The sequence below is a fragment of the Streptomyces sp. MNU76 genome (genome assembly GCF_020982545.1).
GTDB lineage: Bacteria > Actinomycetota > Actinomycetes > Streptomycetales > Streptomycetaceae > Streptomyces.
This window is the reverse complement of the sequence record NZ_JAJKLK010000030.1, coordinates 308,275-334,394: the sequence shown is the minus strand read 5'-3', so window position 1 is coordinate 334,394 and position 26,120 is coordinate 308,275. Positions and strand designations below refer to the sequence as shown.

18 protein-coding genes are annotated in these 26,120 nt (G+C 70.6%); 6 read left to right on the top strand and 12 right to left on the bottom strand.

The genetic code is table 11. The features are described 5' to 3' along the window. The first annotated feature begins 10 nt into the window (after window positions 1–10). Window positions 11–1,708 (top strand): CHAT domain-containing protein, encoded by a 1,698-nt coding sequence (locus E4N62_RS48455; protein ID WP_268270504.1) that lies wholly within the window; start codon window positions 11–13, stop codon window positions 1,706–1,708. 7 nt (window positions 1,709–1,715) lie between these two features. Here E4N62_RS48455 and E4N62_RS45230 read toward each other — a convergent pair whose 3' ends face one another. Further along, a complete protein-coding gene (locus tag E4N62_RS45230) occupies window positions 1,716–2,081 on the bottom strand; it encodes a hypothetical protein (protein ID WP_230224150.1) in 366 nt (121 codons plus the stop codon). Window positions 2,082–2,171: 90 nt separating this feature from the next. Here E4N62_RS45230 and E4N62_RS45225 point away from each other — a divergent pair, with 90 nt between their 5' ends. The 3 genes from E4N62_RS45225 to E4N62_RS45215 all read left to right on the top strand — a co-directional run bounded on the left by E4N62_RS45225 (window position 2,172) and on the right by E4N62_RS45215 (window position 10,875). Continuing rightward, complete coding sequence (locus tag E4N62_RS45225; protein ID WP_230224148.1) at window positions 2,172–7,142, top strand: hypothetical protein; 4,971 nt, start codon at window positions 2,172–2,174, stop codon at window positions 7,140–7,142. Further along, window positions 7,139–9,895, top strand: coding sequence for a tetratricopeptide repeat protein (locus tag E4N62_RS45220; RefSeq protein WP_230224146.1), 2,757 nt, complete (start codon window positions 7,139–7,141; stop codon window positions 9,893–9,895). Before E4N62_RS45225 ends, E4N62_RS45220 begins: the two co-directional genes overlap by 4 nt. A 71-nt stretch (window positions 9,896–9,966) precedes the next feature. After that, complete coding sequence (locus tag E4N62_RS45215; RefSeq protein ID WP_230224144.1) at window positions 9,967–10,875, top strand: S-4TM family putative pore-forming effector; 909 nt, start codon at window positions 9,967–9,969, stop codon at window positions 10,873–10,875. 130 nt (window positions 10,876–11,005) lie between these two features. Here the strand turns inward: E4N62_RS45215 and E4N62_RS45210 are convergent, their stop codons facing one another. Then, window positions 11,006–12,085 carry an integrase core domain-containing protein gene (locus E4N62_RS45210; RefSeq protein ID WP_230224142.1) on the bottom strand — a complete coding sequence of 360 codons (1,080 nt, stop codon included), beginning with the start codon at window positions 12,083–12,085 and terminating at the stop codon, window positions 11,006–11,008. Between the two features lie 6 nt (window positions 12,086–12,091). Between E4N62_RS45210 and E4N62_RS45205 the strand changes: the two genes are divergently transcribed. After that, complete coding sequence (locus tag E4N62_RS45205; protein WP_230224140.1) at window positions 12,092–12,277, top strand: hypothetical protein; 186 nt, start codon at window positions 12,092–12,094, stop codon at window positions 12,275–12,277. Window positions 12,278–12,550: 273 nt separating this feature from the next. Here the strand turns inward: E4N62_RS45205 and E4N62_RS45200 are convergent, their stop codons facing one another. The 7 genes from E4N62_RS45200 to E4N62_RS45170 form a co-directional block, all read right to left on the bottom strand. Next, window positions 12,551–14,503, bottom strand: coding sequence for a DUF3732 domain-containing protein (locus E4N62_RS45200; RefSeq protein WP_230224138.1), 1,953 nt, complete (start codon window positions 14,501–14,503; stop codon window positions 12,551–12,553). Between the two features lie 128 nt (window positions 14,504–14,631). Continuing rightward, a complete protein-coding gene (locus tag E4N62_RS45195) occupies window positions 14,632–15,009 on the bottom strand; it encodes a three component ABC system middle component (protein WP_230224136.1) in 378 nt (125 codons plus the stop codon). A gap of 2 nt (window positions 15,010–15,011) precedes the next feature. Then, entirely contained in the window at window positions 15,012–16,214 is a 1,203-nt protein-coding gene (locus E4N62_RS45190; RefSeq protein ID WP_230224134.1) for an ABC-three component system protein, read from the bottom strand. 370 nt (window positions 16,215–16,584) lie between these two features. Beyond that, window positions 16,585–16,755 carry a DUF6207 family protein gene (locus E4N62_RS45185; protein ID WP_230224132.1) on the bottom strand — a complete coding sequence of 57 codons (171 nt, stop codon included), beginning with the start codon at window positions 16,753–16,755 and terminating at the stop codon, window positions 16,585–16,587. 711 nt (window positions 16,756–17,466) lie between these two features. Next, the gene (locus tag E4N62_RS45180) at window positions 17,467–18,786 is read right to left on the bottom strand and encodes a UDP-glucose/GDP-mannose dehydrogenase family protein (RefSeq protein ID WP_230224130.1); all 1,320 of its coding nucleotides are present in this window, start codon (window positions 18,784–18,786) and stop codon (window positions 17,467–17,469) included. A gap of 73 nt (window positions 18,787–18,859) precedes the next feature. Further along, window positions 18,860–19,294, bottom strand: coding sequence for an NUDIX domain-containing protein (locus E4N62_RS45175; RefSeq protein ID WP_230224129.1), 435 nt, complete (start codon window positions 19,292–19,294; stop codon window positions 18,860–18,862). Between the two features lie 28 nt (window positions 19,295–19,322). After that, window positions 19,323–21,089, bottom strand: a complete 1,767-nt coding sequence (locus tag E4N62_RS45170; protein ID WP_230224128.1) for an asparagine synthetase B — start codon at window positions 21,087–21,089, stop codon at window positions 19,323–19,325. Between the two features lie 321 nt (window positions 21,090–21,410). Here E4N62_RS45170 and E4N62_RS45165 point away from each other — a divergent pair, with 321 nt between their 5' ends. Then, window positions 21,411–22,808 carry a sporulation protein gene (locus E4N62_RS45165; RefSeq protein ID WP_230224127.1) on the top strand — a complete coding sequence of 466 codons (1,398 nt, stop codon included), beginning with the start codon at window positions 21,411–21,413 and terminating at the stop codon, window positions 22,806–22,808. 386 nt (window positions 22,809–23,194) lie between these two features. Here E4N62_RS45165 and E4N62_RS45160 read toward each other — a convergent pair whose 3' ends face one another. Genes E4N62_RS45160 through E4N62_RS45150 form a run of 3 tightly spaced genes read right to left on the bottom strand, consistent with a single transcriptional unit; the run spans window position 23,195 to window position 25,905 of the window. Then, on the bottom strand, window positions 23,195–24,001 hold the full coding sequence (locus tag E4N62_RS45160) for an ABC transporter permease (protein ID WP_230224126.1): 807 nt from the start codon (window positions 23,999–24,001) through the stop codon (window positions 23,195–23,197). Between the two features lie 2 nt (window positions 24,002–24,003). Then, entirely contained in the window at window positions 24,004–24,834 is an 831-nt protein-coding gene (locus E4N62_RS45155) for an ABC-2 family transporter protein (RefSeq protein WP_230224125.1), read from the bottom strand. Window positions 24,835–24,837: 3 nt separating this feature from the next. Then, window positions 24,838–25,905 carry an ATP-binding cassette domain-containing protein gene (locus E4N62_RS45150; RefSeq protein ID WP_230224124.1) on the bottom strand — a complete coding sequence of 356 codons (1,068 nt, stop codon included), beginning with the start codon at window positions 25,903–25,905 and terminating at the stop codon, window positions 24,838–24,840. Window positions 25,906–26,120: the final 215 nt, after the last annotated feature.

The following is a 26,120-nucleotide window of genomic DNA, read 5'->3' as shown; positions in this document are numbered from 1 at the left end:
GGGAGGGCACATGGAGCCGGGGCGGATGGACGAGGACTACTGGCGCGCGCTGGCCCGGGAGGCCCGGCGGCTGGTGTACCGGCTGATCACCGACGCGAGCGCCGCCCGGGACAGCGCCGCGGCCCTCGACCGGGCGCTCGACCTCCCGCCGGGCGCCGCCAAAGCCGCCCTGCGCCGGGCGTTGACGGCCCAGGACGACCTGCGCGCCTGGGTGCGTGAACAACACGCCCGCAACCGGCCCGACGACCACAGCGACTACCGCTCGACCGAGCCCGGCCCGGTCCGGCGCCTGGAGGCCGTACTGCCTCGGCAGTCGGTCGTCGTGGGCCAGCGGTTCCCGCTGTACGTGCGTGTTCTGGCCACGTCGCCGACGGGCCCCTCGGCCGCCCTGAAGCCCTTCGACGTGCCGCCCGAGGGGGCGACCGTGACCGTGAGCGTCTCGGCCCCCGGCCTGTTCTCCCGGGACGACCTCGAACAGGAGCTGGTGGTGCCCGGGACGGGGGACTCCGAGCCGGCGCGTTTCGGGTTCCGTGCCCTGGATGCCGGGCTGCACCGCGTGCTCGTCCGTGCTCACCGCGGTGGCACCTTCCTCGGCGAACTGACGGTCGAGGTGGCCGTCGAGACGCCCGCGGCCGACAGGACCGCTCCCGGTGGCAAGGCTGTTGTCACCGCGGACCTGCCGGTGATGGTCTGCGAGCCCGGGGAGGTGACCCTCGAAGTCGCCCAGGAGGCTGACCACTACCGGTTCCGGCTGCTCGGCGACGACCTCGCCCGGGCCGAACGCTCCGACCTGCCGAGCGCCGACCCGACAGAGGCCGTCGGCCTGCTCGCGACCGAACTCGGGCTGATGGCACGCGGAGAGCACCGCCTGGACAGCCCGGCACTGGTCCAGGAACGGCTGAAGGACCTCGGTTCCGGACTGTGGGGCATCATTCCCGCCGCCGTGCGCACCGCCTTCTGGAACCAGCTCGACCGCATCACTTCCTTCACGGTGGCCAGCGAACTGGACACGGTCCCGTGGGAGTTGCTGTACGCGGTGGACGAGACCGACGAGGTCGGTTTCCTCGCCGGCCGCATGGCGGTCGTCCGCCGGGCCTCGGGCCAGTCCCGGGCACGCCTGATCGTCCCGTCGAGCACCGCCTTCGTCCGGTCCCGGAAGGCTCCGGAGCATGCGGGACGGGAGATCGCCGCCGTACGCGCCCATCTCAGCGGTACCCGGGACCTGGGTGTCGTCGAGGACCTGGATGATCTGCGGCGGCTGCTCTCGGAACCCCCCGGCGTGCTCCACTTCGCCTGCCACCACATGTTCGACGAGCACACCGGGGCCGCGGTGGAGCTCAACGGTGGGGACTTCCGCCCCGACGCCCTCAACCGGGCGGCGCTGCGCAGGGCGTGGCGCACCAGTCCACTGGTGTTCCTCAACGGCTGTCGCACCGGCGGTGAGATCCGCGCGTTGACGGGAACCGTGGGCTGGGCCGGAAAGTTTCTCCAGGCGGGCGCCGGAGCGTTCGTCGGCTCCCTCTGGGACGTGCGTTCCACCTCGGCGGCGGATTTCGCCGACGCGTTCTACCGGGCCCTGGCCGACGGGACCCCGCTCGGCGAGGCGTCGCTGGACGCCCGCCGCACGATCATGGATGAGGCAGGGGACCCGACCTGGCTCGCCTACACCGTGTACGGCAACCCGTCGGCCCGCCTCGCCGGCCGCTGACGCGCGGTCACCGGCCCCGCTCCGGGGCCATCGGCCGCCGGACCAGGCGGCACTCGGGCGCCGGGTCGGCCGGTTCGGTCACCACCCTCCGTCCGCACTGCCGCGCGCTCGGGCAGCCGTACGCCACCGACGGCCCGGCTTCCTCATCGTCCCCCCGCACGTTGTAGCCGCCGGCCGCCGCGCGGTGAGCGTCGACGGCGTCCCACAGCACGGCCCACTTCTCCAGGGTGTCCCGCTGCTCCTGCGACGCCCGGTCGAGGTCGCGCCACTCGGCAAGCCGACCACCCTCCTTCGCCCACTGGCGCAGCCGGTCCTTGGACCGACAGACATCGGCCCACGACAGCGCTCCCCTGGGTGTTCGAGACTCCCCCACGCCGGCTACCTCCCGGTGCATACTGACTCACGTTCCGTTCCGTCCATGGTGCCTGACTCTCCGTCATGGGCCGGTAGACACGGGAGTGGTGTGCCGCAGACCACGACGTTCAGCTGCGCCGACGACGTGCGGCCCCACGAAGACGAAGTGCTCGACGTACTGAAGCGGCTCGAACCGGCCGGGGCGGGCATCGGGCAGTGGAGCGAGCCGCCGAGGCACATCGCGGCCAAACGGCTGCTGCAGGGCGGACGGGACGGCCCGCTGGTCCTGGAGGCGGAGATCTCCTGGCGGACCGCGGTGTGGCGGTGCGTCGTCAAGATCGGCCCCGCCGCGGAGATGAGGGCCGAGTGGAGGGCCTACCAGGACCACCTGATGAGCCCGCGCATCGCCCTGTGCGCCCCCGTCGAGGCCGCGACCCGTACCGTGCTCGATCGCGACAGGTCCGTGCCGGGACGGCGCGAGGCCGTCGTCTATGGTCATGTGAGCCACTACGCGGGAGGCCCCGACCGGTCCGTCGTCACCCTGGAGGAACGTGTCGCCCAGGTGTGGCAGAACGGCCCGGAGGCGGTGGCCCCGGTACTCGGGCTGCTCGCCGCGTACGGCGAGAAGGCGTGCGCCGCCTTCTACAGCCACGCGGAGGTGCGCGCGGAGGACACGAGCCTCGACTCCTTCGTACCGGACCTCGGCCCGATGTTCGAGCTGCGTGTCGACGGCTCTCCCCCGGACGGAGACGTCGCCTACTGCCACGAACGCACCCTGCTGAAGATCGTGCTCGCCCCGACCGCCCCCGCGGGCCCCGTCTACCTGGGCTCAGGATCAGCGGCGGTGGATGGCCCACGGACGCACGACCGGATCGAGTACCGCCTCGTCCCCTCCCCGGCCGTGGGAACGTCCGGAGAGATCAAGCTCTGCGGAGCCGTGGCAGACCGTTACCCCGCCAACCGGTGGAGCGCGATATCCGAGCGCTGTCGCGACCTCGTGCTGGAGGAAGAGGAGGTGGCGGCCGGCGGCGAGCGGACCCTGTCGCCCTTCGCCCGGCTGTACCCCATGCTGACGGACCAGCGTCCAGGTCGGGTCGAATCGCTGGTGCACGGCGACCCGAACCCGCGCAACCTGATCGTCGCGACAAGCGCCGACGGAGCCGAGCAGATCTATCTGATCGACTTCGCCCGGACCCGCACCGGCCAACCGCCCCTCGCCGACTTCACCTGGCTGGAACTCGGCCTGCTCCGTGACGTCTTCGCCCCTCGCTTCGACTTCGGCGAGGTCCTCGCCCTGCAACGGGCGCTGTTCCTGGCGGGCGCCCTGACCGATGCCTCGACCGCCCCGCCGCGGAAGGCGGCCGCCGCAGCCGAGCAGGTCGCCCTGGAGGTGCTGCGGCACTTCCCGAACCCGTTGCTCGCCGCGTTCCGGGTGCTGTGGGCGGTACGGACCCAGGCCGCGCTGAGCCTCCGGGGAAACGCGGCGCGGGGCTGGCACCGGGAGTACGCCGCCCATCTCTGCATCACCGCCAACCAGACCTTCGGCTGGAACCTCACCGCCGTCGGCCCGGCCGCGATCGCCGCGACCGTGGCGGCGGCCGGGGTCTGCGCCGAGTCCTACGACGAGGAACGGCCCTACGGGTACTGGCCGGCCGGCCTGCTGGTCGCCGCGGCCCGGGCCACGGCGAGGGGAGCCGCGCCGGACGGCCCGCGGACCGCGGCGGCGCTCGCCGCGCTGGTCGACGAGATGGACCACCGCGGCCTGTACGACCCCGAGCTGGAGGCCATGCTCCGGGAGGTCGGCCGCGAGCTCGTGCGCACGGCCTTCCGGGAGTGGGGTGAGACGACGGTGGGCCGGGCCACCGACCCCGGTCCGCGTCTGGTCATGCGGGCCGCAGACACCGGCGGACGGGTGGAGGACGTCCAGCGCCACCTGGACGCCGGGCGGCTGACGCTGCTGCGGGGCGAGCCCCAGTCCGGCAAGACGGCTGTCGTGGAGCAGTGGTGCCTGCGCCAGGCCGCGGCGGCCGCAGCCGCCGCCCCCGAGAGCCCGTCCGCGCCGCCCGAACTCCGCGTTCCCCTGGTCGTCTCCGCCACTCGGCTCTCGGAGCTGCTGCCGGACCGCAACGGGGAGTCACCGGTGTCCGTGTCCCCGCCGGCCCTCGCCTGGACGGAGGCCGAGATGCCCCCGGCCTGGGCGGACCACATCGACGCCCTGCGCTCCCTCGGCATACTCCTCCTGGTCGTCGACGGTCTGGACGCGCTCGATCCGGGTGCCGAGCGGCAGCGGGTCGTGTCATGGCTCCTCGTCCACGCCGACGCGCCGCGTGCCGGCATCCTGGTGTGCGAGCGCCCCCGTACCATCGCCGCCCTTCCCGCCGAGCCAGATCTGGCGGACGTCTTCGACGTGCTCGTCCTGGAACCGCCGGACGACGAGCAGATCCGCCGTACGCTCCTCGGCCGGCTGCTGGCCGACGCACGGTTGCGGGACCCCGTGGGCACGGCGGACAGACTCTTCGCGATGATGTTCGGCGAGCAGTCCGAGCCGCGGCTCGCCGCAGGGCTGCGCTCGCCCCGTCTCGTCACCCTCGTCGCCGACCTGGCCGCCGAGACGGCCGCCGCCGACGGACTCACCGCGGAGAGCGACCTCCGGCTGGGCATCGGAGAGGTGTTGTACATCTACGCCCGGCAGAAGCTGACCGCGTACACCCTGGCCCGGTCGCCCCGCCTGTCCGATCCCTACGACGCCGCCGAGGCCCTGCTCGCCGAACTCGCCCGCGAGCTCACCGACCGGCGTGCCACGGAACTGCCTGAGGCCGAGTTGGCCGGGGGGATGCCCCTGCGGATCGAGAACCTCACGAAGTCGGGACTGATCGAGCGGAGGGTCGTCGACCTGCAGCCCGTGCTCGCCTTCACCAGTACCACGATGCGCGAGTTCTTCGCGGCCCGGTGGCTCTACCTCACGTGGAGCGAGGATCCCGACGGCACCGCCAGGCGCGTTTGCCGCCCGGCCTGGCACGAACCGGCCAGGATCCTGCAGACGTTCACGGTGGCGGACGAGGCCCCGGCCGAGGCGCTGGTGAGGGCCGCACTTGAGCACGACCTCCTGCTGGCTGCCCGTCTGCTGGCTGCCGCTCCGGCGCCGAACCCCGCCGCTCTGGACGATTTCCTCACGCGCGCGGACAGCCTGCTCCGCAGACCGGACGCGGACCCGGTGACCCGGTGTGAGGCGGCGTCGGCACTCGGGCAGCTCGGCGGGGCACGGGCGCGTGCGCTCCTGCGGACCGTCGCACAGGATCCGTCGGTGGACCCCGGGGCGCGGACGGAAGCCGTCCGGGGTCTGGCCTCGATCGCGCGGCGCGACAGGACCGGGAACCCCGGCGCTCTGCGGGCGGCCTGCGCGGCCGTTCTGGGCGGCGCGTCCGACAACGCGACGAAGGTCGCCGCCGTGAACGCCGTGGCCCGCAACGGTCTCACCGCCCTCACACCCCGCCTCGCCGAACTGGTAGACCCGGCCCAGCCCTGGCCGGTGTCCTCGGCCGCCCGCCGGGCCCTGCGCACGCTCGACACCGACCCGACCGAGGCACTGACACGGCGCTGGGTCACCGTCTGCGAGGAGCGGCTGACCGCCAACGTAACGGAGCTGACCGCTGCCGCCGGGTACACCGAGCAGCTCCGGCTGACCGACGAGCGGTGCGCACTCCTCGGCGAACTCGCCGCCGCCGGACGGGTGGAGCCGCTGCTGCGGCATCGGTTCGATTTCGCGGCCCACGACGAGGCGGGCCGCTTGCTCGAACAGACGACCGCCAGGTGGGGCCTGAGCCCGTCGGCGCCCGAGCGGAAGAGCGTGCCGCCGCTGCCGGCCGAGGCCTGGGAGGTCCTGACGGGGCCCCCGTCCTCGCCCGAAGACCTCGCCCACCGCTTCGTCCGGAGCGACGACCGCCTGGTCGCCGCCGCGGCCGCCCACCGGCTGCTGGCCCTCGTGCCCGAACGGGCGGCGCTCCTGCTCACCGCGACGGCCGGGGAACTGCCGCCGGACCGGCTGCCTGCCCTGGCCGTGGCCGTCGGCGAACTCGATGCCGGCCTCGGCGAACCCGCCGACCAGGCGCTCGACAGGGCCGAGCAGTTGGTCACCTCGCTGGTCGAGGGTCTCGCCGCGCAGACGGCCGGTGACCATGCCGAGGCCCTCGCGGGACTTGTCTGCGCGGTGTTCTCCGCCGATCGTGCCCGGGGCGTCCGGCTGGCCCTGCGAACGGCACGCACACTGAAGCAGCGCGGCCTGACGCTGCGCCACAACTGGCCGTGGATCATGGCGTTCGCCCGGACCCGGGCCCTGCCGGAGGACCTGGAGACGCTGCTGGACGCCGGCGGGGAGGACGCGGCTCTGGCCCTGTTCGGGCTGGCCGGGAGCAGCGCGTTCCTGCTCGACGCGTCCAGTGGTCCCGGGCATCGACCGTGCCGGACCGCCCGGGAGCGGCTGGCCGAGCTGTGGCCGGGCGCCGACGACGAGGACGGCGCGGAACAATTCGTATCCGCCGCGGCCACGGCGGGCCTCGCCGAGGCCTTCCCGTACGCTTGTCTGCTCGCCGCCACTCCCGGGTTCGGCACCACGCCCAGGCGCCGGGCGACCGGCCCGTACGGATTCCTGGAGCAGACCGCCCTGGCGGACGTCCTGCCGGCCGTGGGCTGGCTCGCCCGGCTCGCGGCCGCCCGGGGCGACGCCGGCGCGCTGCCCCGGGCCAGGGATCTGCTGACCGCCGTCGCCCCGACGCCCGACTCGGCCCTCGGGCGGCTGGCGGGGCTCGCCTACCTCGGGGAATGGCAGACCGTGATCGACGACTACGAACAACCGGGGCCACGCGCGTCGACGATCGTCACGCACGCGGTCCGGGACTGGCATCTCGGCAGACCGGGCGGGACAGCGGACGACGCCATCGCCGTGGCCGACCACATCACGCGCCGGCTGGCCGGCCAGGACCTGCCGCCCGAGGTACGGGGCACGCTCCGCGAGCTGAAGCGTGCCTGCGAGCTGCGCGCCGACGCACCAACCCCGCCGCGGCGGGCGGAAGGAGCCGAATGACCGGGCCCGACGCACCCCTCCCCGAGGACATCGGCATCCTGGTCGCACAGGCGGACGCCGCCCGGGAGCGGTACGCCGCCACCGGTGACCTCGATGCCGCCGAGCGTGCCGTCCTGCTGTGGCGCCGCATCAACGCCTACGGAGCCCTCCCCGACACGGAGTTCCTCACCGAACTGGGCCATGCCCTGCTGGACCGCTTCGAGGCGATGGGCGACCCGGAGGACGTGGACGAGGCCCGGGTGGTCTACGAGGCCGCCCACGGTGCCGAACGGCCCGAGCAGCTCTTCACCCTCAACAACCTCGCCAACTGCATGCGTGTGCAGTACGAGTTGTCGGGCGCCATGGACCTTCTCGACAGCGCCTCCAGCACCCTGCGCAGGGCGCTGGAGCACATGGACCCGGACGGCCCTGACCCGGACGACACGGACCTGCGGTGCACGCTGCTGGACAACCTGGGCCTGACGCTCGCCGAACGGTTCGACAGGAACGGGGACGCGGAGGATCTCGCCCGCGCCGTCGAGGCGCACCGTGAAGCCGTCGCGATGTCCCGGCCCGACGATCCGAACCGGCTGCTGTATCTGACGAACCTGGGCAGCGCCCTGCAGGCCCACTACGACCGCACGGGCGACCGGAGCGCCATGGACGAAGCCGTGAGGGTCTATCAGGAGGCCATCGACAGCACGGACCGGGACTCTCCCGAGCTCCCGCTACGGCTGGCCAATCTGTCCGGGGTGCTGCTCGCCCGTCACCGGCGCGGCGGCGGTTTGTCCGATCTGGACGACGCGGTGTCGCTCGCGCAGAGCGCGCTGGCGGCCAGCCCGCCCTCCTCGGCCGATCGGGAATGGCAGATGCACACGCTCGCGGAGGCCCTGCGGATGCGCTACGAGGATCGCGGGGCCATCGACGATCTCACCCTGGCAATCACTCTCTACCGGGCGGTGCACGCCACGGACCGCCCCGCCCTGCGCGCCTCCTGCGCGGTCGGGCTCGCCGGCGCGCTACTCGCCGATTACGAGCGGATCGGGAACACCGACGCCCTGGCCGAAGCCGTGGCCGTGTGCCGACAGGCCCTGAGCACGAGTCCGCCCTTCGGCCGGGAGCCCGCGGCGCTGGCCCTGCTGGGCCGGGCCGTTCTGGAGGGCTACCGGACGACCGGGGACGGGTCGGCTCTGGACGAGGCGGTGCGCTTCCTCGACCAGGCTCTGACCATGACGCCGCCCAGGGCCCCGGCCCGCGGCGGACGGGCCGGCGACCTGGCGATCGCCTTGCTCGACCGCTGGGACGCGCGGGGCACCCCCGAGGACCTGGCGCGCGCGTCCGGACTCCTGTCGGACGACAGCCCAGGCGTCCTCCCCCGGGGCGACGGTCCGGAGCCGCCCGTCCGGAAGCTGAACGCCGCGACGGCGGGGCTGCGTTTCGCCGCCCCCGGCCCGCAGCTCGACGAACTGGTCGCGCGGCTGAGCAAATTACTCGCCAGGACCCCACCGGCCGCGCCCGCGGTGACCCCCCTCCTGGACAACCTCGCCGTGGCGCTGCGTCTGCGGCACGCCGGCTCAGGTGACATGGAGGACCTGGAAGCAGCCATCGCCCTGCACCGGGAGGCTCTGGCCCGCACACAACCCGGCGGGCCTCGGACGCCGGGGCTCCTGAGAGAGCTGGCGAACGACCTGCTGGACCGCTTCTCGGTCCGGGGGCAGGTGGTGGATCTGGACGAGAGTCTCGCGTGCCTGAACGAGGCGGTCGCCCTGACCCCGCCGGCCGCACCGGTACGGCACGGGCTGCTCAACGATCTGGGAAACGCCCTGCGCACCCGCTACGAGCACACCGCGGACTCCGTCACCCTGGCCCAGGCGCTGGCGGCCTTCCGCCAGGCGGTCGACGGCGCCGTGTCCACCGCTCCGGACCAGCCGGTGTACCTCGACAACCTCGCCGGCGCGCTGGTCGACCACCATCTCCGGACATCCGATGTCGCCGCGCTCGAAGAGGCCCTCCAGATGTACGACAGAGCCCTCGCACTGCTGTCCGCCGATTCGCCCGAAGCCCCGAGAACGGCCGCCAACCGGGCGGGCTGTCTGTGGCACCTGTGGCGGGTGAGGGAGGACGTCGGTCTTCTGGAAGCGGCGGTCGCCGCCCTCAGAGACGTGGTCGACCGCCTTCCCGGCACAGCGGTGTCCCGGCCGCTGTATCTCAACAATCTCGCGTGCTTCCTGCGCGATCGGCACCGGCTGTCCGGCGACCCCGGCGACGCGGCCAAGGCCACGGCCCTGTTCCGGAAGGCGTGCCGGGACGGTGCGGCGACCGAGGTGCTGTGGAGCGTCCAAGCAGCGCTGAACTGGGCCGGATGGGCGCAGAGCCGGGGGGAGCACCAGCAGGCGGCCGAGGCCTGCGGACAAGGTCTGGCCGTCCTGCGACAGGTCTTCCGGCGCCAGGCGACCCGCGCGCACAAGGAGAGCTGGCTCAGGTCCGCGGAAGTCCTGTCGGCCGGTGCGGCCCGGGCCCACGCCGCCCTCGGTGACGCCCGTGCGGCGGTCGTGGCCCTGGAGACCGGGCGGGCCATGCTGCTCAGCGAGGCGCTCGAACGCAACCACGTGATCCTGGACCGGCTGGAGCGGGTGGGTTTTCGCGGAGACGCCGAACGGTACCGGGCCGCGGTGCGCCGGCTGACCGCCGCGGTGGGCGACGCGGCCTCTCCCGGCCCCCTCGGCGGGCCGCCCACGATCAGCCTTCGGGCATCGAAGGACACGGACCGCTGATCACGCCGTATGGACACTCCGTGTCCGAGTCGGCACAGTGAGACCACGGTATGACGGACGGCGGGGGCGTCATGAGTAGCGAACCAGGGCACGTGCCGTCGATACTGACGGAGCAGAACGAGACCGAAGCGGTCCAGCGGCTGCGGGCCATGACCGTGGCTCACGCCCGGGCCCAGCGCCTGGCCGATGCCAGGCTGTGGATTTCCGTCCTGCTGGCCGGGGCCGGAGTTGTCACGACGCTCTTCCCGTCATGGTCGGCATCGGTGGCACTGCTGGGCGGGGCCTGGGCGGTTGCCCACTCGATGGGCCTCACCCTCTGGGAGAGCGGTACAGCTCGTCAGGCGGCCCTGCTCCAGGAGCTCTTCGACGTACGGCTCTACGGCCTGCCGTGGAACGATGTCCTGGTCGGCCCTGCGCCCGGCGCCCAGGTGGTCAGCAGCCTCAACCGGCGCTTCCGGGGCGACGAAGCGGACCTCACGGACTACTACGAGGTGCCACTCCTGCCCCGCCCCTACGACGTACTGGCCTGCCAGTACCAGAATCTCGGCTGGGGCGCCCGGGTGCGGCGGCGCTACGCCCGGGCTCTCACGGGGGCAGTCCTGCTCTGGCTGGCAGCGGGGCTCGTGGTCGGCTTGGTGATCAGGCTGAGCGTCATGGACCTGGTTCTCCAGTGGTACGTGCCCTCGCTCGGGGCGGTGATGATCGGGCTGGAGACCTGCCGTAAGCAAAGGACGGTGGCCGCGGAGCGCGAGCGGGTGCTGGCCCTCTTGGACTGCGCGGTCGCCAGCCCCACCGCGCCCGACCGGTTACTGGTGATGGCCCGGCAGATCCAGGACATGATCTTCCAATCGCGTGAACGCAACACCCGGGTGCCCAATTGGTACTTCCGGCGCTTCAAGGAGCAGGACCGGGCCGACTTCCAGGCCGCGATGACCGAACTCCACAACCTGGTGCGGCGGGTCTCCGCACAGCCGGGGTGACTCCGGCCGACACTTCCCGCACGCGTTGGGGAACCGTCCCACCTCGGGGGGCGTCGGTGGCGTTCACCGAATGAAGAGACGCCCGCGCGCTGTGCGGTGGGTGTGCCGCTCGAAAAGTCGTCGCCGCACGTCACGCGGCGTATCTGTACTCGTTGATGAGGCCGCCGAGGATCCGGGTGCGCAGCAGCCTATGGGTGTCGATGTCCATCGCAGCAGGCTGCTTCTCAGCATCGGGTGGTAGCTGGTTGCGTGCCTGGTGGGGCCGGTGCTCGTTGTGGTGACTCTGGTAGGCCGCGAGGACCTGTCGCGCGTGGGCCTCTCCGAGGATGAGGACGTGGTCGAGAACTTCGCGCCAGATGCTGCCGATGACGCGCTCGCAGTGGGCGTTCATCCGAGGTGCCCGCGGCGCACTCTTGATCACGTCCAGTTTCTCGGCCTCGAAGACTGCGTCGAACGCGTCGCCGTACTTGCCGTCTCGATCGCGCAGCAGGAAGCGCAGGGACTCCATGCGTACTCCGAGGTCGGCGGCGAGATTCCTCGCCTGCTGCACCGTCCATTCGCGCGTCGGGTGGGCGGTGACGCCGGTGATGTGCAGGCGCCGGGTGCCGTGCTCGAAGAAGGCCAGCGCGTACAACCGCCTGCCGAACACGGTGTCGATGTGGAAGAAGTCCGCTGCGATGATGCCCTCGGCCTGGGCGGTGAGGAACTCGCGCCAAGTCGGACCGGAGCGACGCGGCGCCGGGTCGATGCCCGCCGCGTGGAGAATCTCCCACACTGTCGAGGCCGCGATCCGGTGCCCGAGCCGAGCCAACTCGCCCTGGATCCGCCGGTGCCCCCATCGCCGATTCTCGCTGGCGAGTCGAAGCACGAGGTTCTTGATCGCCGCTGCGGTGGGCGGCCGACCGGTGCGTCTGCGCGCGCTGTAGTCCCACTTCGCGGTGATGAATCGGCGGTGCCAGCCGAGCAGGGTGCCGGGGGTGACCGGGAAGATGTCGCGCCAGTGACGCCGAGGTATCAGGCCGGAGAGGGCAGCGAACCAGAATCGATCGGCTGGTTCGTAGCGGACCTGGTTGGCCAGCTGTCGGCGCAGCACCGCATTTTCGTGGCGCAGCACGAGAAGTTCCGCGTCCTTTGCTGCATCCCCGCGAAGCAGCGCCGACGGCAGGGAGAGCAACTTCCGGGTCACCTTGTACAGCAGGGACACGATCATCCAGACATGCTGCCAGCCGACGACCCGTCCCCCTGCCACCAGCGGCGACGACTTTTCGAGCGGCACAGGGTGCACGTCACCACGACACTGGGCGAGGAGGAGTGCGACACCGACACTCTCGTGAACGACCTTGCGCTGCAGCAGCACGCCACTGCAGCGGCCGTCGAAGTGCTGAACTGCCTGACCATCTGAATTCCCGCCCGTCGGCTTCGAGACCTCATCCTCGGCAGCCGTTCGGGGCGGACCTGGTCCGCTACTGTTCTACGCCTCTTCATCATCCAGGCCAGGGAATCGAAGACGCCGTGGCGCAGTGGCGTCTGGGAATATGTGGGGATCTGCTGGTTCAGCCATCGCTTCGCAGGCAGGGTGAGGTCGCTGTGCCAGTGCTGCGGCCGTGGCACCGGCGTCCAAGCCTTCGCGGGGCCCGGCTCGCGCTCGCAGAGCCGGGCCCTTTGTGCGCGGGTGTCAGTCAAGCCAGTCGTTCGGGATCAGGGCCTTGCGCTGACCGTCGAGCGGCCGCCAGTTCTCGACGATGGCGTCCTGGAACCAGGGTTCTTCGGTGAGGTTGGCGTGGTCGCACACGATGATCTGCAGAGCGCCTTCGTTGAGGTCGGCTACGTCTTTGAGGAGTTCGAAGTAGGCGGTGACGGTGTTCCAGTCGGCGTCTTGGACGGTGGTGGCGTCCTTGATCTTGGCGGGGAAAAAGGCCTGGGTCGGCTGATCGAACATGAGGAAGCCGGGGACGGGCCGGCGGTGAAGCCGGAAGTAGGTGTGCAGGGCGAGATGGGCGACCATGTGGTAGCCGATCCAGTTCTTGGCGCTGCCGATGCGGTTGAGCGGGAGGCGTCCTTGGGGGCGTCGTACGACGACGTTGAGCTGGCTGAGGCTGATGGCGACTTCGTCCGCGGAGGCGGCCTGGCCCAGGTCCAGGCGCCGGGCCCAGGCTGTCATGTTGACGGCGATGTCGGCCAGCCGACGTTCCGCCTCGGCGGCGACGTCGTCCTCGTCGATCAGGGCTTGAAGGGTGGCGACGTTCTCCTGGGCCAGGACCAGGTTGTTGCGCAGTTCGCCGATGTCGCCAGCGGGTGATCCGGTGCCGGCGGTGAGAGCTTGGTCGATGCGTCCCTGGATCCGGGCGATGCGCACATGCTGGTCCTGGAGGTTGCGCATGCGTTCGTCGTTGGTGGTCAGTTCCCGCAGTTGCGCCCCGTTGACCTTGAGGCGTTCGACGACGGCTGCCCGTTCGGCTTGGAGGGATCTGCGGTGCTCGTCGCGGATCGGCTGGATGCCCTGGGCCTGGTCGAGTTCTTCCGCAAGCTGCGCGGTGAGTGTGGTGATCTCTGCCGCCGAGGCGTCCGGTTCCTCCAGCGGGCGGGTGCACATCGGGCACAGAGCGGTGTCGTAGTCGCGTTCGGGTCCCAGGAGGTTGATGGTCTGCAGGCGGCCGAGTTGCAGGTGGAGTTCGCCGGTGAAGGCCTCTCCCTGCTTTTGCCAGCGGTCGACGAGGGCGAGTGCCTCGTCGAGCTGCTGCAGTTGCTCGCGCAGGTGCCGTCGCTCGTCGGTCAGGCCCTGGCGCCGGTCTGTGAGATCCACCGGGCCCACGGTGGAGACCGTGACGGTGAGCGCCTGCTCCAGGAGAGCGCGGATCTCCTCTGCGGCGGGGGCCGGGGGGACTTCCTCCAGGAGTCCTTCGCTCTGGGCGAGGCGGAGCAGGGCGACACCGCTGGCGTCCACGGCGTCGCGGTGGCGGTGGGCGTCGTCGAGCTTGCGCTGGGCGGCGCGCTGGGCGCGCTGGGCCTCGTTGAGGTGGTGGCGGCGCAGGGCCTGTTCAGGTCCGGCGGCTCCGAGGAAGTAGGGCAGGGTGTCCTTGAGGGTCTGGGCGATGCCGTTTTCGGTCTGGCGGTGGAAGAGGGCCTTCTTATCGGCGATCTCGTTCTGGTTCTGGAAGCACAGCAGGGCCGCCTGGGCGACGGAGACGTCAAAAGCCTGGCGGGCGGCGCCGGTGGGCGGCTGGAAGCGGAAGTCCTCGATGCCCAGGCGGGCACTGACCTGGCTGCGCAGCGCGGCGACGTTCGAGTTCGGTGTCAGTTCGTCGGCACGGGGCAGGTCGAGGGTGTCTCCGCCGGTGCGGATCATGGCCTGGGTAGTCGAGGCGCCTGCGGGGCGGGGCCGGGCCAGGAGCATGCGGCTGTCGTGGAAGGCGACCAGGAGCGCGTACCAGCCCACGGTCCGGTCGATGGGTTCGTCCGGCAGGTTGGGGGTGCTGCGGCCCAGGCAGTAGTCGACGATGTCGAGGATCTCGGACTTCCCGGTTTCGGACTCGCCGGTGAGGATGTTGAGCGCCCCGGGACGAAACCGCACGACCCTGGGGGTGGGCCGGCCGTCTCGGTGGTAGAGGGCCAGGGCGAGTAGCTGCATGGTGGTTCGTAGGCTCCTTGGGCAGAGGTGGTCAGGGGCGGACGCCGAGGAGGTTGTAGGCAAGGGCTGGCTCGACGACGGCGAGCCAGCGGCCGACGAGGCCGGCGCGGCGGGCGCAGTCGGCGACTTCATCGCTGGGGGCTTGCGAGGCGGCCTTGGGCGGGCGGGGCAGCGCAGTCCTGCTGCGGTGACCCGAGGGCGTGGTGGCGTAGGGCGGTGCGCAGGCTGGCGCGGGTGTATTCGGTCAGGGCAGCGGCCCGCAGGGCGAAGGCGGCCTGGTGCTGGGGGTGTTCGGTGAGCCAGGCGGACATCGAGTGGACGGCCTGGGTGGGCAGGTCGTTGCGGGTGTCGGTGGGGAGCACCAGGGGCAGCACGAGGAAGGCGCTGGGCCAGGGCAGGGGGCGGTTGGCCTTCTTGGTCGCGGCGTGGACGCCGGTCGCCAGGAGGTAGGCGCCGAAGGCTGTGTTGAGCAGGGCCTGGGCTTCGGGAACGCGGTGGTTGGTCATGGTCACTGGCCTGGCTGCTCGTTGTGGTTCTGGCACAGGTCGGGATAGTCGGGATGCCAACCGACCGATTCATCGTCCTCGGCGCTGTGGGCCCTGCCAGCGAGACTGTGCAGGGTGCCGCGTCCGATCCAGCTTTCGGTGGTGCTGCCGGGGCGGGCGGGAATGCCAGCGGCCTTGTCCATGGAGTCGTCGAGGACGCGTTTACCGACGGCCTTGCGTTCGGCGGCGGGAGTATCGTCCTCGACCGCGTCCGTGTGCCGGGTGAAGACGTGGTCCCACTCGTCCCACAGGAGCCGCTCGTAGTCGCCGAGGGCCTGTTCGGTGATCGTGAAGTCGCGCAGCCATGCGGAGCGCTGCGCACGGGCATAGTGGTAGTCGCGCAAGTGGCTGGCGATGGTGCGGTCCTTGAGGCCGATCCACTGCATCTGGGCAACGACCAGGTCGTTCTTGTAGGCCGTGATCTCGGCCTGGGTGAGGCGGCGCAGTGTTTCGGTGATGGGCAGGTTCTTGCCCGTGAACCGGTCGAGGGTCTCTTCCAGGCGGCACTGCAGTTCCTGGGCGGTGGCCGAGGCCCGTGTTCGGTTCTTGTCCAGCAACTCCACGGCCATGCCGTACCACCACCCCTTGATGTCGTCGAGGATGGCGCGGGCGTGCTGGCCAGGCCTGATCCCCAGTGCGCGGGCCAGCTTAGAGTCGAGGTCTGACATCAGCGGCGACGCATCGCTGATCTCCATGGCGGCGACCAGCCGGTAGCGCTGGGCAGGGGTGAGGTCGGTGAACTTCTTGCGGTCGTCCGCGGTGTTGCCGGGCTCGGCCGCTCTCGCGACCGTCTCCATGCCGGCCAGGGCATCGTCGACGGAACGCCCGGGGCCGGGGCGGAGTTTGTGGAGGAAGGTGCCTTCGGCCGCTACCTGAGTGGTGGCCAGCCGCAGCAGCGGCATGGTCCCGTCAGACAGACGCCCCAGCACGGTCAGAGCATCGACCCAGGAGGCGACCGAGCGCCAGAAGTCCTTGCCCGTCTCGCTCAGCCGCCCGGCACGCTCACGGTGTTTGGACTGCAGCAGCACGAACGGGTCGCTGCTGTCCTGGTACAGGAACTCGATGTCGTCGAGGACTTCCATGCGGACTTCGACCGTGATGTCGTCCCAGCTGCGCTCGGCGAGTTCCAGCAGGGCCAGTTCGCACTGGTAGAGGTATCCGGTCATCTGGCCTGCCGCCGAATGCGACCCTGCTTGCGCCACGTTCCCCACTTGCGGTCGGACCTGTATCAACGGCCGTCGGCTCGCCAGCTGTGACGACCAGCCGAGACATGCCGCATGCGGCGAATCGGCATGAACCGGACCCCGCTCCCCTGTCGGCGTAACGTAGCACCTCTCGGACAGGGCCTGACGCCTGTGGGAGTTCAGAATTCCACTCGTCGGCCAAAGCGGGCTCCCAACCGTCCCGCTGGCGTACCAGCAGAAGCGCCTCCGGCATTGCCGACAGACGGGACGTCATCCGTGGCGCCCGGCAGCCGTGCGGTACATCCCGCCCCAGAGACGGGATGTCACGGCCAACTCCGGCCCACTGCCGGGTTTATGAGCCGAGCGGCTGGCGCAAATCCAGGTAGCAGCGCAGCCGTACACCGGGCTGGCCCGGATCGCGCGTGACACGGTCTGCGGTCGCCGTCGCCCACTGTGCGGCGAGAGCCTCCTGGAGGGCGAGAGCGGTCGCGGCGTCGGCGGCCGTGATGTCGACGACGGCCAACCCCGGCTCCTGTACATGCACTTCGTTGATCGGGTTCACGTACGGCACTACGTCCTGGCGGCGGGCAGGGTTTCGCTGATGCGTCAGCATCACCCGTCCGAGTAGCGGCTGCCCCGGCTCCGTTCCTGCGCCAGGTCCTCCATGGCGTGCTGCAGTTCACACGCCTGGGCGGCATCAACGAGGGAACAGGCAGAGGCAGTTCGCTGTTCTTGATGTACGTGGCTGCGGAGGGGACAGTGTCCCCGGGCCTCACCTATAGCCCATGGGGACGATCGTTCGGCTGAAGCCCCATGGAGCACTTCGCCGAGAGGCGACCGCCCTCCGCACGCCACCACCCACGGCCCCGGCTGGCCTCCCCCGTCCAGCCGGGGCTTTGTGCTGCCCGGTTCCCGCGCCCGCGCCGCGACTGGAGCAGGAGCCGTGATCCCGCTGCGGGGTGTGCCTGCCCGCGAGTGCCCTCCAATCTGCGGGGCTGGCACGGGATGCGGCAGGACGGTGACCGGGAAGCGGCGGACCGAGTGGCGCAGGCTCTGCTCGGCTCCCCGTTTCGTCGACGTCGTGGACCGCCGACCACGACGACGATGTCGCTGTCATGGTCAACAATGTCGCAGGAACTGTCCCGGTGAGTGCCTGTCGCCGGGTGCCGTGACGGCTGCGGGTCCGTGACCAGGTGTTCTCCCTGGTCTGGGCCAGCAGCCGGTGGTGACAGATTCAGGGGCGGCCGAGGGCGCGGAAGGTCCAGCCGGCTTCGCGCCAGAGGGCGGGGTTGAGGGTGCTGCGGCCGTCGATGACCTTCGGGGTGGTGACGTGGGCGGCGAGGCGGTGCGGGTCGACGTGGGAGTACTGCGGCCACTCGGTCAGGTGCAGGAGCAGATCGCCGCCCTGGGCGGCGGCGATGGGGTCGTCGGCGTAGTCGAGTTCCGGGTGGGCCTTGCGGGCGTTGTCGAGGGCCTTCGGGTCGGTGACGGTGACGCTTGCGCCGAGTTCGTGGAGCTTGTGGGCGACGGCGAGGGCGGGCGAGTCGCGGATGTCGTCGGTGTCGGGCTTGAAGGCGGCGCCCCAGACGGTGATCCGCTTGCCGCTGAGGTTGCCGCCGGCCTGTTCGCGGGCGAGGTCGACCATGCGCTCGCGGCGCCGGTTGTTGATCGCGTCGACCTCGCGGAGGATCGTCAGGGCTTGGCCGACGCCGAGTTCGCCGGCGCGGGCCATGAACCCGCGGATGTCCTTCGGCAGGCAGCCGCCGCCGAAGCCGAGGCCGGGACGCATCCCGCGCCGCCCGATCCGTGTGTCGTGGCCGAGGATGTCGGCGAGCCGGCCGACGTCGGCGCCGGATGCCTCGCAGACCTCGGCGATGGCGTTGATGAAGGAGATCTTCGTGGCGAGGAAGGCGTTCGCGGAGGCTTTGGCGAGTTCGGCGGTGGCCCAGTCGGTGACGATCGTCGGCGTCCCCGCCTTGATGATCTTCTCGAAGCACTGCCGCAGCACCGTCTCGGCCCGGGAGCGCTCGGTGGCGAAGCCGAGGACGAGGCGGTCGGGGCGCAGGGTGTCCTCAACAGCGAACGACTCGCGCAGGAACTCCGGGTTCCAGGCGACCTCGACAGCGTCCCCGGCGGGCGCGAACTCGTGCAGCAGGTCGCGGACGCGGGGTGCGGTGCCGACCGGGACGGTCGACTTCACCGCGATGACCGCCGGGTGTTTGAGGCGGGGCGCGAGCTGGCGGACGGCTGCGAAGAGATGGGTGAGGTCGTAGGCGTGCTCGCCGGGTTGCTGGGGTGTGCCGACGCCGATGAAGTGCAGGTCGGCGAAGGCGGCGGCCTCGGCGTAGGAGGTGGTGAACTTCAGGCGGCCGGAGGCGGTGTGGCGGGCCAGCATATCGTCGAGGCCGCGTTCGTGGAAGGGTGCTTTGCCGGAGCCGAGGGTGTGGACCTTGTCGATGTCGCAGTCCATGCCGAGGACCTCGTGGCCGAGTTCGGCCATGCAGGCCGCGTGGGTGGCGCCGAGGTAGCCGCAGCCGACGACGGTGAGCTTCATGAGCGGGTTCCTTCGTGAGGGTGGGGGCCGCCGACGGGCCTCACCCCTCGCTCCGCCCGTGCGGGCGGGGTGTTCAGGCGGGCCGGGTGGCCAGGTAGTGGTTGATCCCGTCCCGGATGAACGGCGGGATCGTGCGGACTTCGAGGTCTTCGGGGGCGAGGAACTGGAGCTTGACGCCCTCGGCGAGGGGCAGTTCGGTCTCGTCGCCGTCCCAGGAGGCGGCGAAGAAGGTGATGATCTGGCCGGAGCCGTGCTCGTCGCGGATCTCGAACAGCTCGGTCAAGCCGTCGACGGTCAGGCCGGCTTCCTCGTCGAGTTCGCGGACGATCGCCTGGCGTGGTCTCTCGCCGGGGTCGCAGCCGCCTCCCAGGACGCTCCAGTGGTTCGGCCAGGCGATGCCGGGCAGGTCGTCGCGGAGGTGGAGGAGGAGTTCGCCGCGGTGGTTGGTGATGATCGCGACCGCTCCGCGGGCGGCGGACGGGCTGTCGGCAGTGGTGTCCTGGTGCATCCGGACACCGTAGTGAGGTGAGGGGCCGTCATGCGGCCGCCCTCGCTGTCTGGTCACCCAACCAGGCGGCCGCCATGAGTGCCTGCGTCCGGGTGCGGTCGAACCGCCCGCCCGGTTTGAGTCCGCCCTCCAGTAACAGGCGCATCGCGACCGGGGCCTCCGCGAGGGCGGCGCGGATCTGGGCGTCCGCCCACGCCGCCAGCGGCCCGTTCAGCCAGGAGGGAACCGGAGAGGCGAAGCCGAGCTTGTCCCGGCTGCCCCAGACCTCCCGGGGCAGGCCGACGGCCTTCGCGGCATCCCGCAGGATCCGCTTGCCCTCGGCCGGGTGGGCGATCTTGTGCTCGGCGGGAAGCCGGTAGGACAGCTCGACCAGGTCGCGGGCCAGGTAGGGGGACCGCCGTTCGAGAGCGTAGGCGGAGGCGAGCTTGTCGCTGGTCATCACCAGCGGCCGCCAGGCCGTCGCCAGGTCGGCGAGGGTGAGCCCGCGGGCCAGGTCCCCGCCGGCTTTCTCCATCGTGCCCGCGAGCAGGGCGCGGATCCGGTTGCCGGGGTCGGGGCCGCGCAGGACGAGCCGGGTGACCGCCTCCGCAGGATCCAGCTTCTCCCCGGCCGGGTGCAGGAGCTTGGCGGCCAGCGGCCGGTAGGCGTCCATCCCGGCGGCCAGCACGGCCTCGGCGCCGAAGAGGACCAGGGAGTGACGGACGTAGCCCATGAGGAACTCGTCCGGGCCGAGGCCGCCGGCCACGACCCGCAGGCCGAGTTCGGCAATCCTCCGGTAGGCCATGTATTCGGAGAACGTGGAGGCGTTGCCCATCGGGTAGTCCAGCGCGGACATCATGTGCGGCAGGGCCTTGGTGAAGTCGATGTGGTCCGGCTCGACCACCACGAGTTCGGCGCCGATGTCGGAGGCGATCCGGGCCGCGATCTGCGACTCGTCGAGGCGGTCCTGGCCCGGGTAGCGGACGGTGACGCAGACCGGCGGCCGCAGCAGGTAGGCCAGCACCGACGAATCAAGCCCGCCGGAGAGCAGGAGGGCGAAGTCGCCTGCCGGAGCCCGCAGCGGAACCTGCTCGGTCAGGACGACGGAGAACTTCGCCAGGGCCTCGGCGTAGGTTCCGGTGAAGGGCTGGCGGTCGGCCAGGGTCCAGTAGACGTGCTGGTCCAGGGAGCCGGTGGCGACGTCGAAGGTCATCAGGGTCGCCGGGGCCAGCAGCTGGATGCCCTGGAACGGGGTGTCGACGCCGGCCGGCGTCTCGATCGCGATCACCTCCGGCCGCAGGACCAGCGGGGCCGGTCCGTAGCCGGTCAAGGTGGTGACCTCGGAGGCGAACGCGAGCCGGCCGCCGTCCAGACGCCAGTAGAGCGGCTTCTCCCCCAGCCGGTCGCGGGCCAGGAACAGCTTGCCGACGCGCGGGTCATAAGCCGCGAGGGCGAACATGCCGTCCAGCCCGTCCAGGCAGGAAGGGCCGAGTTTGGCCCAGGCCCGCAGCAGCAGATGCGCGTCCGTCTCCCGTTGCGCGAGGGGAATGCCCCAAGCAGCAGCCTGGGCCCGGTAGTTGTAGATCTCGCCGTTGAAGGCCAGCAGGACCCCGCTCTCGCGGTCGAGGTAAGGGCCTGGCAGGGCGTGCGGGTCGACGATCAGCAGCGTGTTCATCGCCAGCACCGCCCGCCCGTCCGCGGTGGCGGCGTGGACGGTGCCGTCCGGGCCGCGGTGGGCCTGCGAGGTGCCCATCGCGGCGACCGTGTGCTCGTGCCGGGCGCCGTCGGCTCCGGCCAGTCCTGCGATTCCGCACATACCTGGTTCACCCCCGAGTGTGGTGATGCCTTGACGGCGGCCGCCGCCGGCAGGAACCCGGTCCGGTCCCCGGGGCGGCCTGGGCTCTCATCACAGCCGTCCGGAAAGATCCCGGGGAGGGCTCGCAAGGGGGCTCACAACTCGCGGACGCGGTTCACCGCGGCCCGCGAGGACATACCCTCGGTGACCCAACCCGCGGAACGCGTACGACTCTTCGTTGCCAGCCGAGTACGGGACCTCGTGCTCCACCGAGTACAGACGCACATGCTCAACCGTCTGTTCGAGTCGTGTGCGTCCCGCCCGCCGGCAAGGGAGAAGGTCGTGGCATCGACCAAGCGCCGGACCCGTCCGCCCAACACGGACCTGGCCCGGCTCATCGAGGCCTGCGGCGCGAGCCACAAGTCCCTGGCTCTGCGCGTCAACCAGCTTGCCCACCATGCCGGGATAGAGACCGACTACTCGCACACTTCGGTCGCGAACTGGTGCAGGCGAGGGATGACGCCGAAATGGCCGGTCCCGAAACTGCTGGCGCAGGCCCTCGGCGAGAGGCTCAGCCGGCCCGTCGGCCTCGATGAAATCGGGATGGGCGAGGCGGAGACAATCGACGCCTCGGTGGGGTTGGATTTCCCCAGGGACCCCGCCGACGCCGTCCGCGTCGCCACCATGTTCTGGAGCTCCGTGAACCGCCGCGACTTCCTCACCCAGGCTGGGTCCGGCTTCGCCGCCTCCGCCTTCACCACCCCCGTCACCCGATGGCTCGTCACCCCCGCAGACGAGACCGCCGACCATGAAGGCGGGAAGCAGGTCGGCCGGGCCGACCTCGCCGAACTGCGCGAGGCCGCAGACGACGCGAGGCGGTGGGACTCGAAATACGGCGGCGGGAACTGGAAGGCCAATTCCGTCACCGACTGTCTTGACCGCCGGGCCGGCCCGCTGCTGCAGGGCTCGTTCTCCGACGGGATCGGCCGCGAACTGTTCTCGGTGACCGCCGAGTTGTCCCGGCTCGCCGGATGGACGGCATTCGACGTCGGCCAGCACGACGCCGCCCAGCGGCACTTCATCCAAGCCCTCCGCCTCGCCCGCGCCGGCGGCGACGTGCAACTGGGCTGCTACGTCCTGACCACGATGGCCATGCAGTCCCTCATGCGGGGATTCGCCAGCGAGGCCGTCGACATGACGCAGGGCGCCTTCGAACGAGCCAGGGGCCATGCCGTGCCCCGGGTGCTGGCGTTCACCAAACTGATCGAGGCCCGCGCTCACGCCCGCGAGCGCGACCCGAAGGCGGCCTCGAAGGCCCTGAAGATCTCCGAGGATCTGCTGGGGCGGGCGAAGGCGGACAGCGGGGACGAGCCCGCATGGATCGACTTCTATCACCACGCCCGTCTGTCAGCGGACGCCGCCGAGGTCTTCCGCGACCTGAAGAACCCCAAGTCCACCCTGGCCTGGAACCAGCAGGCCGCCGCTATGCCACCGGGCATTTTCACCCGCTCCGTCGGCATGCGGCTCGCCATCGTGGGAACCGCCCACCTCCAGGCGCGCGACCTCGACCACGGCCTCGCACTCGGCAACCGGTCCGTCGACATCCTCGCCCGCGTCCAGTCCAGCCGGGCCAAGGACTACGTCCGCGAGTTCAACGACGCCCTCGCCCCCTGGCGGCGCGAGCCCGAGGTCCGCGAGTTCATCCACCGCACCCGCACCGAACTCGGCGTCGCCGCCTGAGAAACCTGCCTCGTCAGGTGAGGGCGCCCAGTCGGCCGAACCGGCCTGGAAGTTGGCCGAGAATCACTTCCGCCAGATCGAGATCATGCACATGCGCCACCCACAGGCACCACCAGGAGCGGGGTCTCACGCGCAAGAGCGGCGTCCGGAGAATGCCGCGATTGGGCACACCTGTTCTACGCGCTTTACGGGCTGGAGCGGCCCGCCGCGACGTGGCTGCGGCACAGCCAGCGCCCCGACTGCGGTGCGGTTCATCACCATGAAGTTCAGCGACTTCGTGGTCATGCCGCGCAGGTTCCGGCCCCGGCGGCGCACTCAGAAGACTGACCGGTCCCTACCAGCCGTGGCGAGGCCGCACCCGGGTTCCATCATGCCGGAGACGACACTCAGCCGTTGACCCCGGTGTAATACCGCAGGCTCCGGTTCCACAGCAGGCGTGCGCCTATGAAGGCGGCCAGTCCGAAAACGGGGGAGGCCGCCGCCACCCACACCGGGACGCCGAGCTCCGTGCCGTGGCCCGTTAGCACCCCGGCTGGGAAGTACGCGATGAACGCCAGCGGTAGTACGTACGTCAACGCCCCGGACACCGCCGTCGGCAGCACGCTCAGCGGATAGCTCCCGAAAGTCCCTAGAAGTTCCTCCAACCAGGTGCCCCAATACGACGTCGCCGGATAGTGAAGCGACGCGGCCGACAGAGCGGTGAACAGGGCCGCCTCCACCAGCATCCCGCCGAGAACGCCCGCCACCAAAAACGCGGTCCGGCCCGGCGTCCAATGCAGGGTGCTGCGGAGCATCGCCCCCACGAACAGGCCCACACCGACGATGAGGTCGCCTATTGCGTTCGTGGGGAAGAACATCAGCTGCACTTGCCGGTACACGGGCATCGGTCGCAGCAGTGCCGCATCGATGACACCTTCCTGGACCCGGTGCGCCAGATAGTGCACCCGGCCGAAGAACAGCACGAACAGACCGTGCGACAGCATTCGCATGGCCGCGATCAGCAGCGCGTCGGACGCAGCCCAGCCGCCCATCCCGGCGAATCGGCTGAGCAGCACGGTCGCGAAGACGATGACCGATAGCTGCCAGACCACCCCGATGGCGACCATCATGAAGAACTCGGTGCGGTACTCCAATTGCGCGCGGAAGTTGAGCTTGGTGATCCGCCAGGCGACCGCCACGGCCGATTTGGACACGGTCAGCCTCCTTGAGAGACGACCCGCCGTGCAGCGCGGTGCCACAGCATCCGGGTCAGGACAGCAAGCAAGACCACCCATCCCACTTGGAGGGCGAGTTGGGGCAGGGCGTCAGCAAGCGGAAGCCGACCAACGTACAGCGAGAGCGGCACAGCGAGCGTCGCCTGGAAGGGCAGGAAGGCGCTCACGGTGATGAACCAGTCGGGGAAATACCACAGCGGTGCGTACACCCCGGACAGCAGGTTTTGCGCGAAGACGAGGAGGAGCAGGGCAGCTTGATTGCGCAGCGTCCAGAAGCACAGCAGGTCGATCAGCAGCATCACGTAGTACAGCACCCACTGCCCCAGCAACAGACTGAGCGTGGCGACCCCTGCGACCGCCAGGGTAGCCGGTGGCCGCGCCACTCCGGCGGCGAGGCAGGCTGCGTACCCAGTGAGCAGCCACAACAGCCCGTAGATCTGGTCGCCTAGTGCACGCAATGCGTAGTAACGGCGAGGCGAGATCGGGCGCAAAAACCAGTAGACGATCGTCCCGAAGTGTAAGTGCTGGATGACCGTGTCACGAGCGGCGGAGCGGTCGAGGCCGCGGACGCGCGTGGCTAAGACGGCCAGCACCGCGTAGCTGACCGCCTGCTCGCGGGTCAGTCCGGCCATCGTGCCCGAGCCCACGTCGGCGTACAACCCCCTCCACAGCGCGACGACCAGGACGGTCTGCACGACGATGCGCAGCAGGTTCGCGGTGATGCGGGGCGGGGCGAGGAATTCACCGAGCGGTGTGATGCGGGCGACGCGGACCGCGCTCGCCACTGCGGCCGTGGAAGAGACGGCTGCCATCGGTCAGCCGCTCCGCACGGCCGAACCGGCCGATGGTGCGGCGCCGGACGGCCGGGTCAGTTCTACCGTCTCATCGGTGGGGTCGGGCGCCCGTAGATAGGCGGCCCGCATGACGTCCTCCAGGTCATTCTCTTCCAAAGCGATATCGGAAACCTCGTAGCGCTCGATGATCAGCTTCAGCGCCTCGTGGACACTCGGCGCCTGCGGTCCATCCGGACCGAAGACCAGGCGCGGGCCTTCATGGCGTAGCACCGCAACACCAGGCAGGGCAACGATGTCGGCGACCGGGTCGGTCAAGGTGATCCGCACCTGCCAGGTACCGCCGAAGCGCCGCCGGATCTCCTCCAGCGGGCCGTCCAGCACGATCCGGCCGTGGTTGATCAGGACCACCCGCTCGGCCAGCCGTGCCACTTCTGTCATGTCGTGTGTGGTGAGCAGGACGGTACGGCCGCGCTTTTCCACCTGGTATCGCAGGAAGTCGCGCACCTGCTCCTTGACGACAACATCCATACCGATCGTCGGCTCGTCGAGGAAGACCACAGGCGGATCGTGCAGCAAGGCGGCGGCCAGGTCAGAGCGGACCCGCTGGCCGAGCGAGAGGTGGCGCACCCGAGTGCCCCAGAAAGAGGATAGCTCCAGCAGACTGTCGAACTCCGCCAGCCGGGCCCGGTGTTCGGCGGCCGGGATATCGTAGATGTCGCGCAGGATGCTGAAGGACTCGCGGACCGGCAGGTCCCACCACAGTTGAGTGCGCTGTCCGAAAACCGCCCCGATATTGCGTGCGTTGCGCTCCCGATCGCCGTACGGGACTACACCAGCGACCCGTGCCTCCCCGGCGGTCGGGGTGAGGATGCCGGTGAGCATCTTGATAGTCGTGGACTTCCCGGCGCCATTGGGGCCCAGGAGCGCCAGCAACTGGCCGGCTCCCACGGAGAAGGAGACGTTCTCCACTGCGGTCTTCGCCACGCGCAGCGGGTTGACAAGGGAACGCAAAGCACCGCCCGGACCGGGCCGGCGCACACTCGTGTGAAAGACCCTGGACAGCCCTCGGGCCTCGATCACATCCGCCACGGCACACCTACTCGATTGTTCATGTTCTCGGCTTCGATGACTTGGTAGTCATGAGTCGCATCGCACGGCGAAACAAGACGACGCTCGGGCCATTCTGGTAGCTGGTGCCACTGCGCCGACGGCAGCGCCCCTCGCATACTCAAGCCACGGCTCGTCCGGCGGCCGTGCCGCGGATCACATCAGCCTCGTATGCGGCGACGGCGCGCCACAGCCAG

Excerpts from the sequence above, each read along its gene's own strand:
- E4N62_RS45220 (WP_230224146.1), top strand. The coding sequence starts at position 7,139 with ATGACCGGGCCCGACGCACCCCTCCCCGAGGACATCGGCATCCTGGTC.
- E4N62_RS45190 (WP_230224134.1), bottom strand. The coding sequence starts at position 16,214 with ATGACCGGATACCTCTACCAGTGCGAACTGGCCCTGCTGGAACTCGCC.
- E4N62_RS45155 (WP_230224125.1), bottom strand. The coding sequence starts at position 24,834 with ATGGCAGCCGTCTCTTCCACGGCCGCAGTGGCGAGCGCGGTCCGCGTC.
- E4N62_RS45170 (WP_230224128.1), bottom strand. The coding sequence starts at position 21,089 with ATGTGCGGAATCGCAGGACTGGCCGGAGCCGACGGCGCCCGGCACGAG.
- E4N62_RS45195 (WP_230224136.1), bottom strand. The coding sequence starts at position 15,009 with ATGACCAACCACCGCGTTCCCGAAGCCCAGGCCCTGCTCAACACAGCC.
- E4N62_RS45200 (WP_230224138.1), bottom strand. The coding sequence starts at position 14,503 with ATGCAGCTACTCGCCCTGGCCCTCTACCACCGAGACGGCCGGCCCACC.
- E4N62_RS45175 (WP_230224129.1), bottom strand. The coding sequence starts at position 19,294 with ATGCACCAGGACACCACTGCCGACAGCCCGTCCGCCGCCCGCGGAGCG.
- E4N62_RS45205 (WP_230224140.1), top strand. The coding sequence starts at position 12,092 with ATGCTGCCAGCCGACGACCCGTCCCCCTGCCACCAGCGGCGACGACTT.
- E4N62_RS48455 (WP_268270504.1), top strand. The coding sequence starts at position 11 with ATGGAGCCGGGGCGGATGGACGAGGACTACTGGCGCGCGCTGGCCCGG.
- E4N62_RS45210 (WP_230224142.1), bottom strand. The coding sequence starts at position 12,085 with ATGATCGTGTCCCTGCTGTACAAGGTGACCCGGAAGTTGCTCTCCCTG.
- E4N62_RS45180 (WP_230224130.1), bottom strand. The coding sequence starts at position 18,786 with ATGAAGCTCACCGTCGTCGGCTGCGGCTACCTCGGCGCCACCCACGCG.
- E4N62_RS45215 (WP_230224144.1), top strand. The coding sequence starts at position 9,967 with ATGAGTAGCGAACCAGGGCACGTGCCGTCGATACTGACGGAGCAGAAC.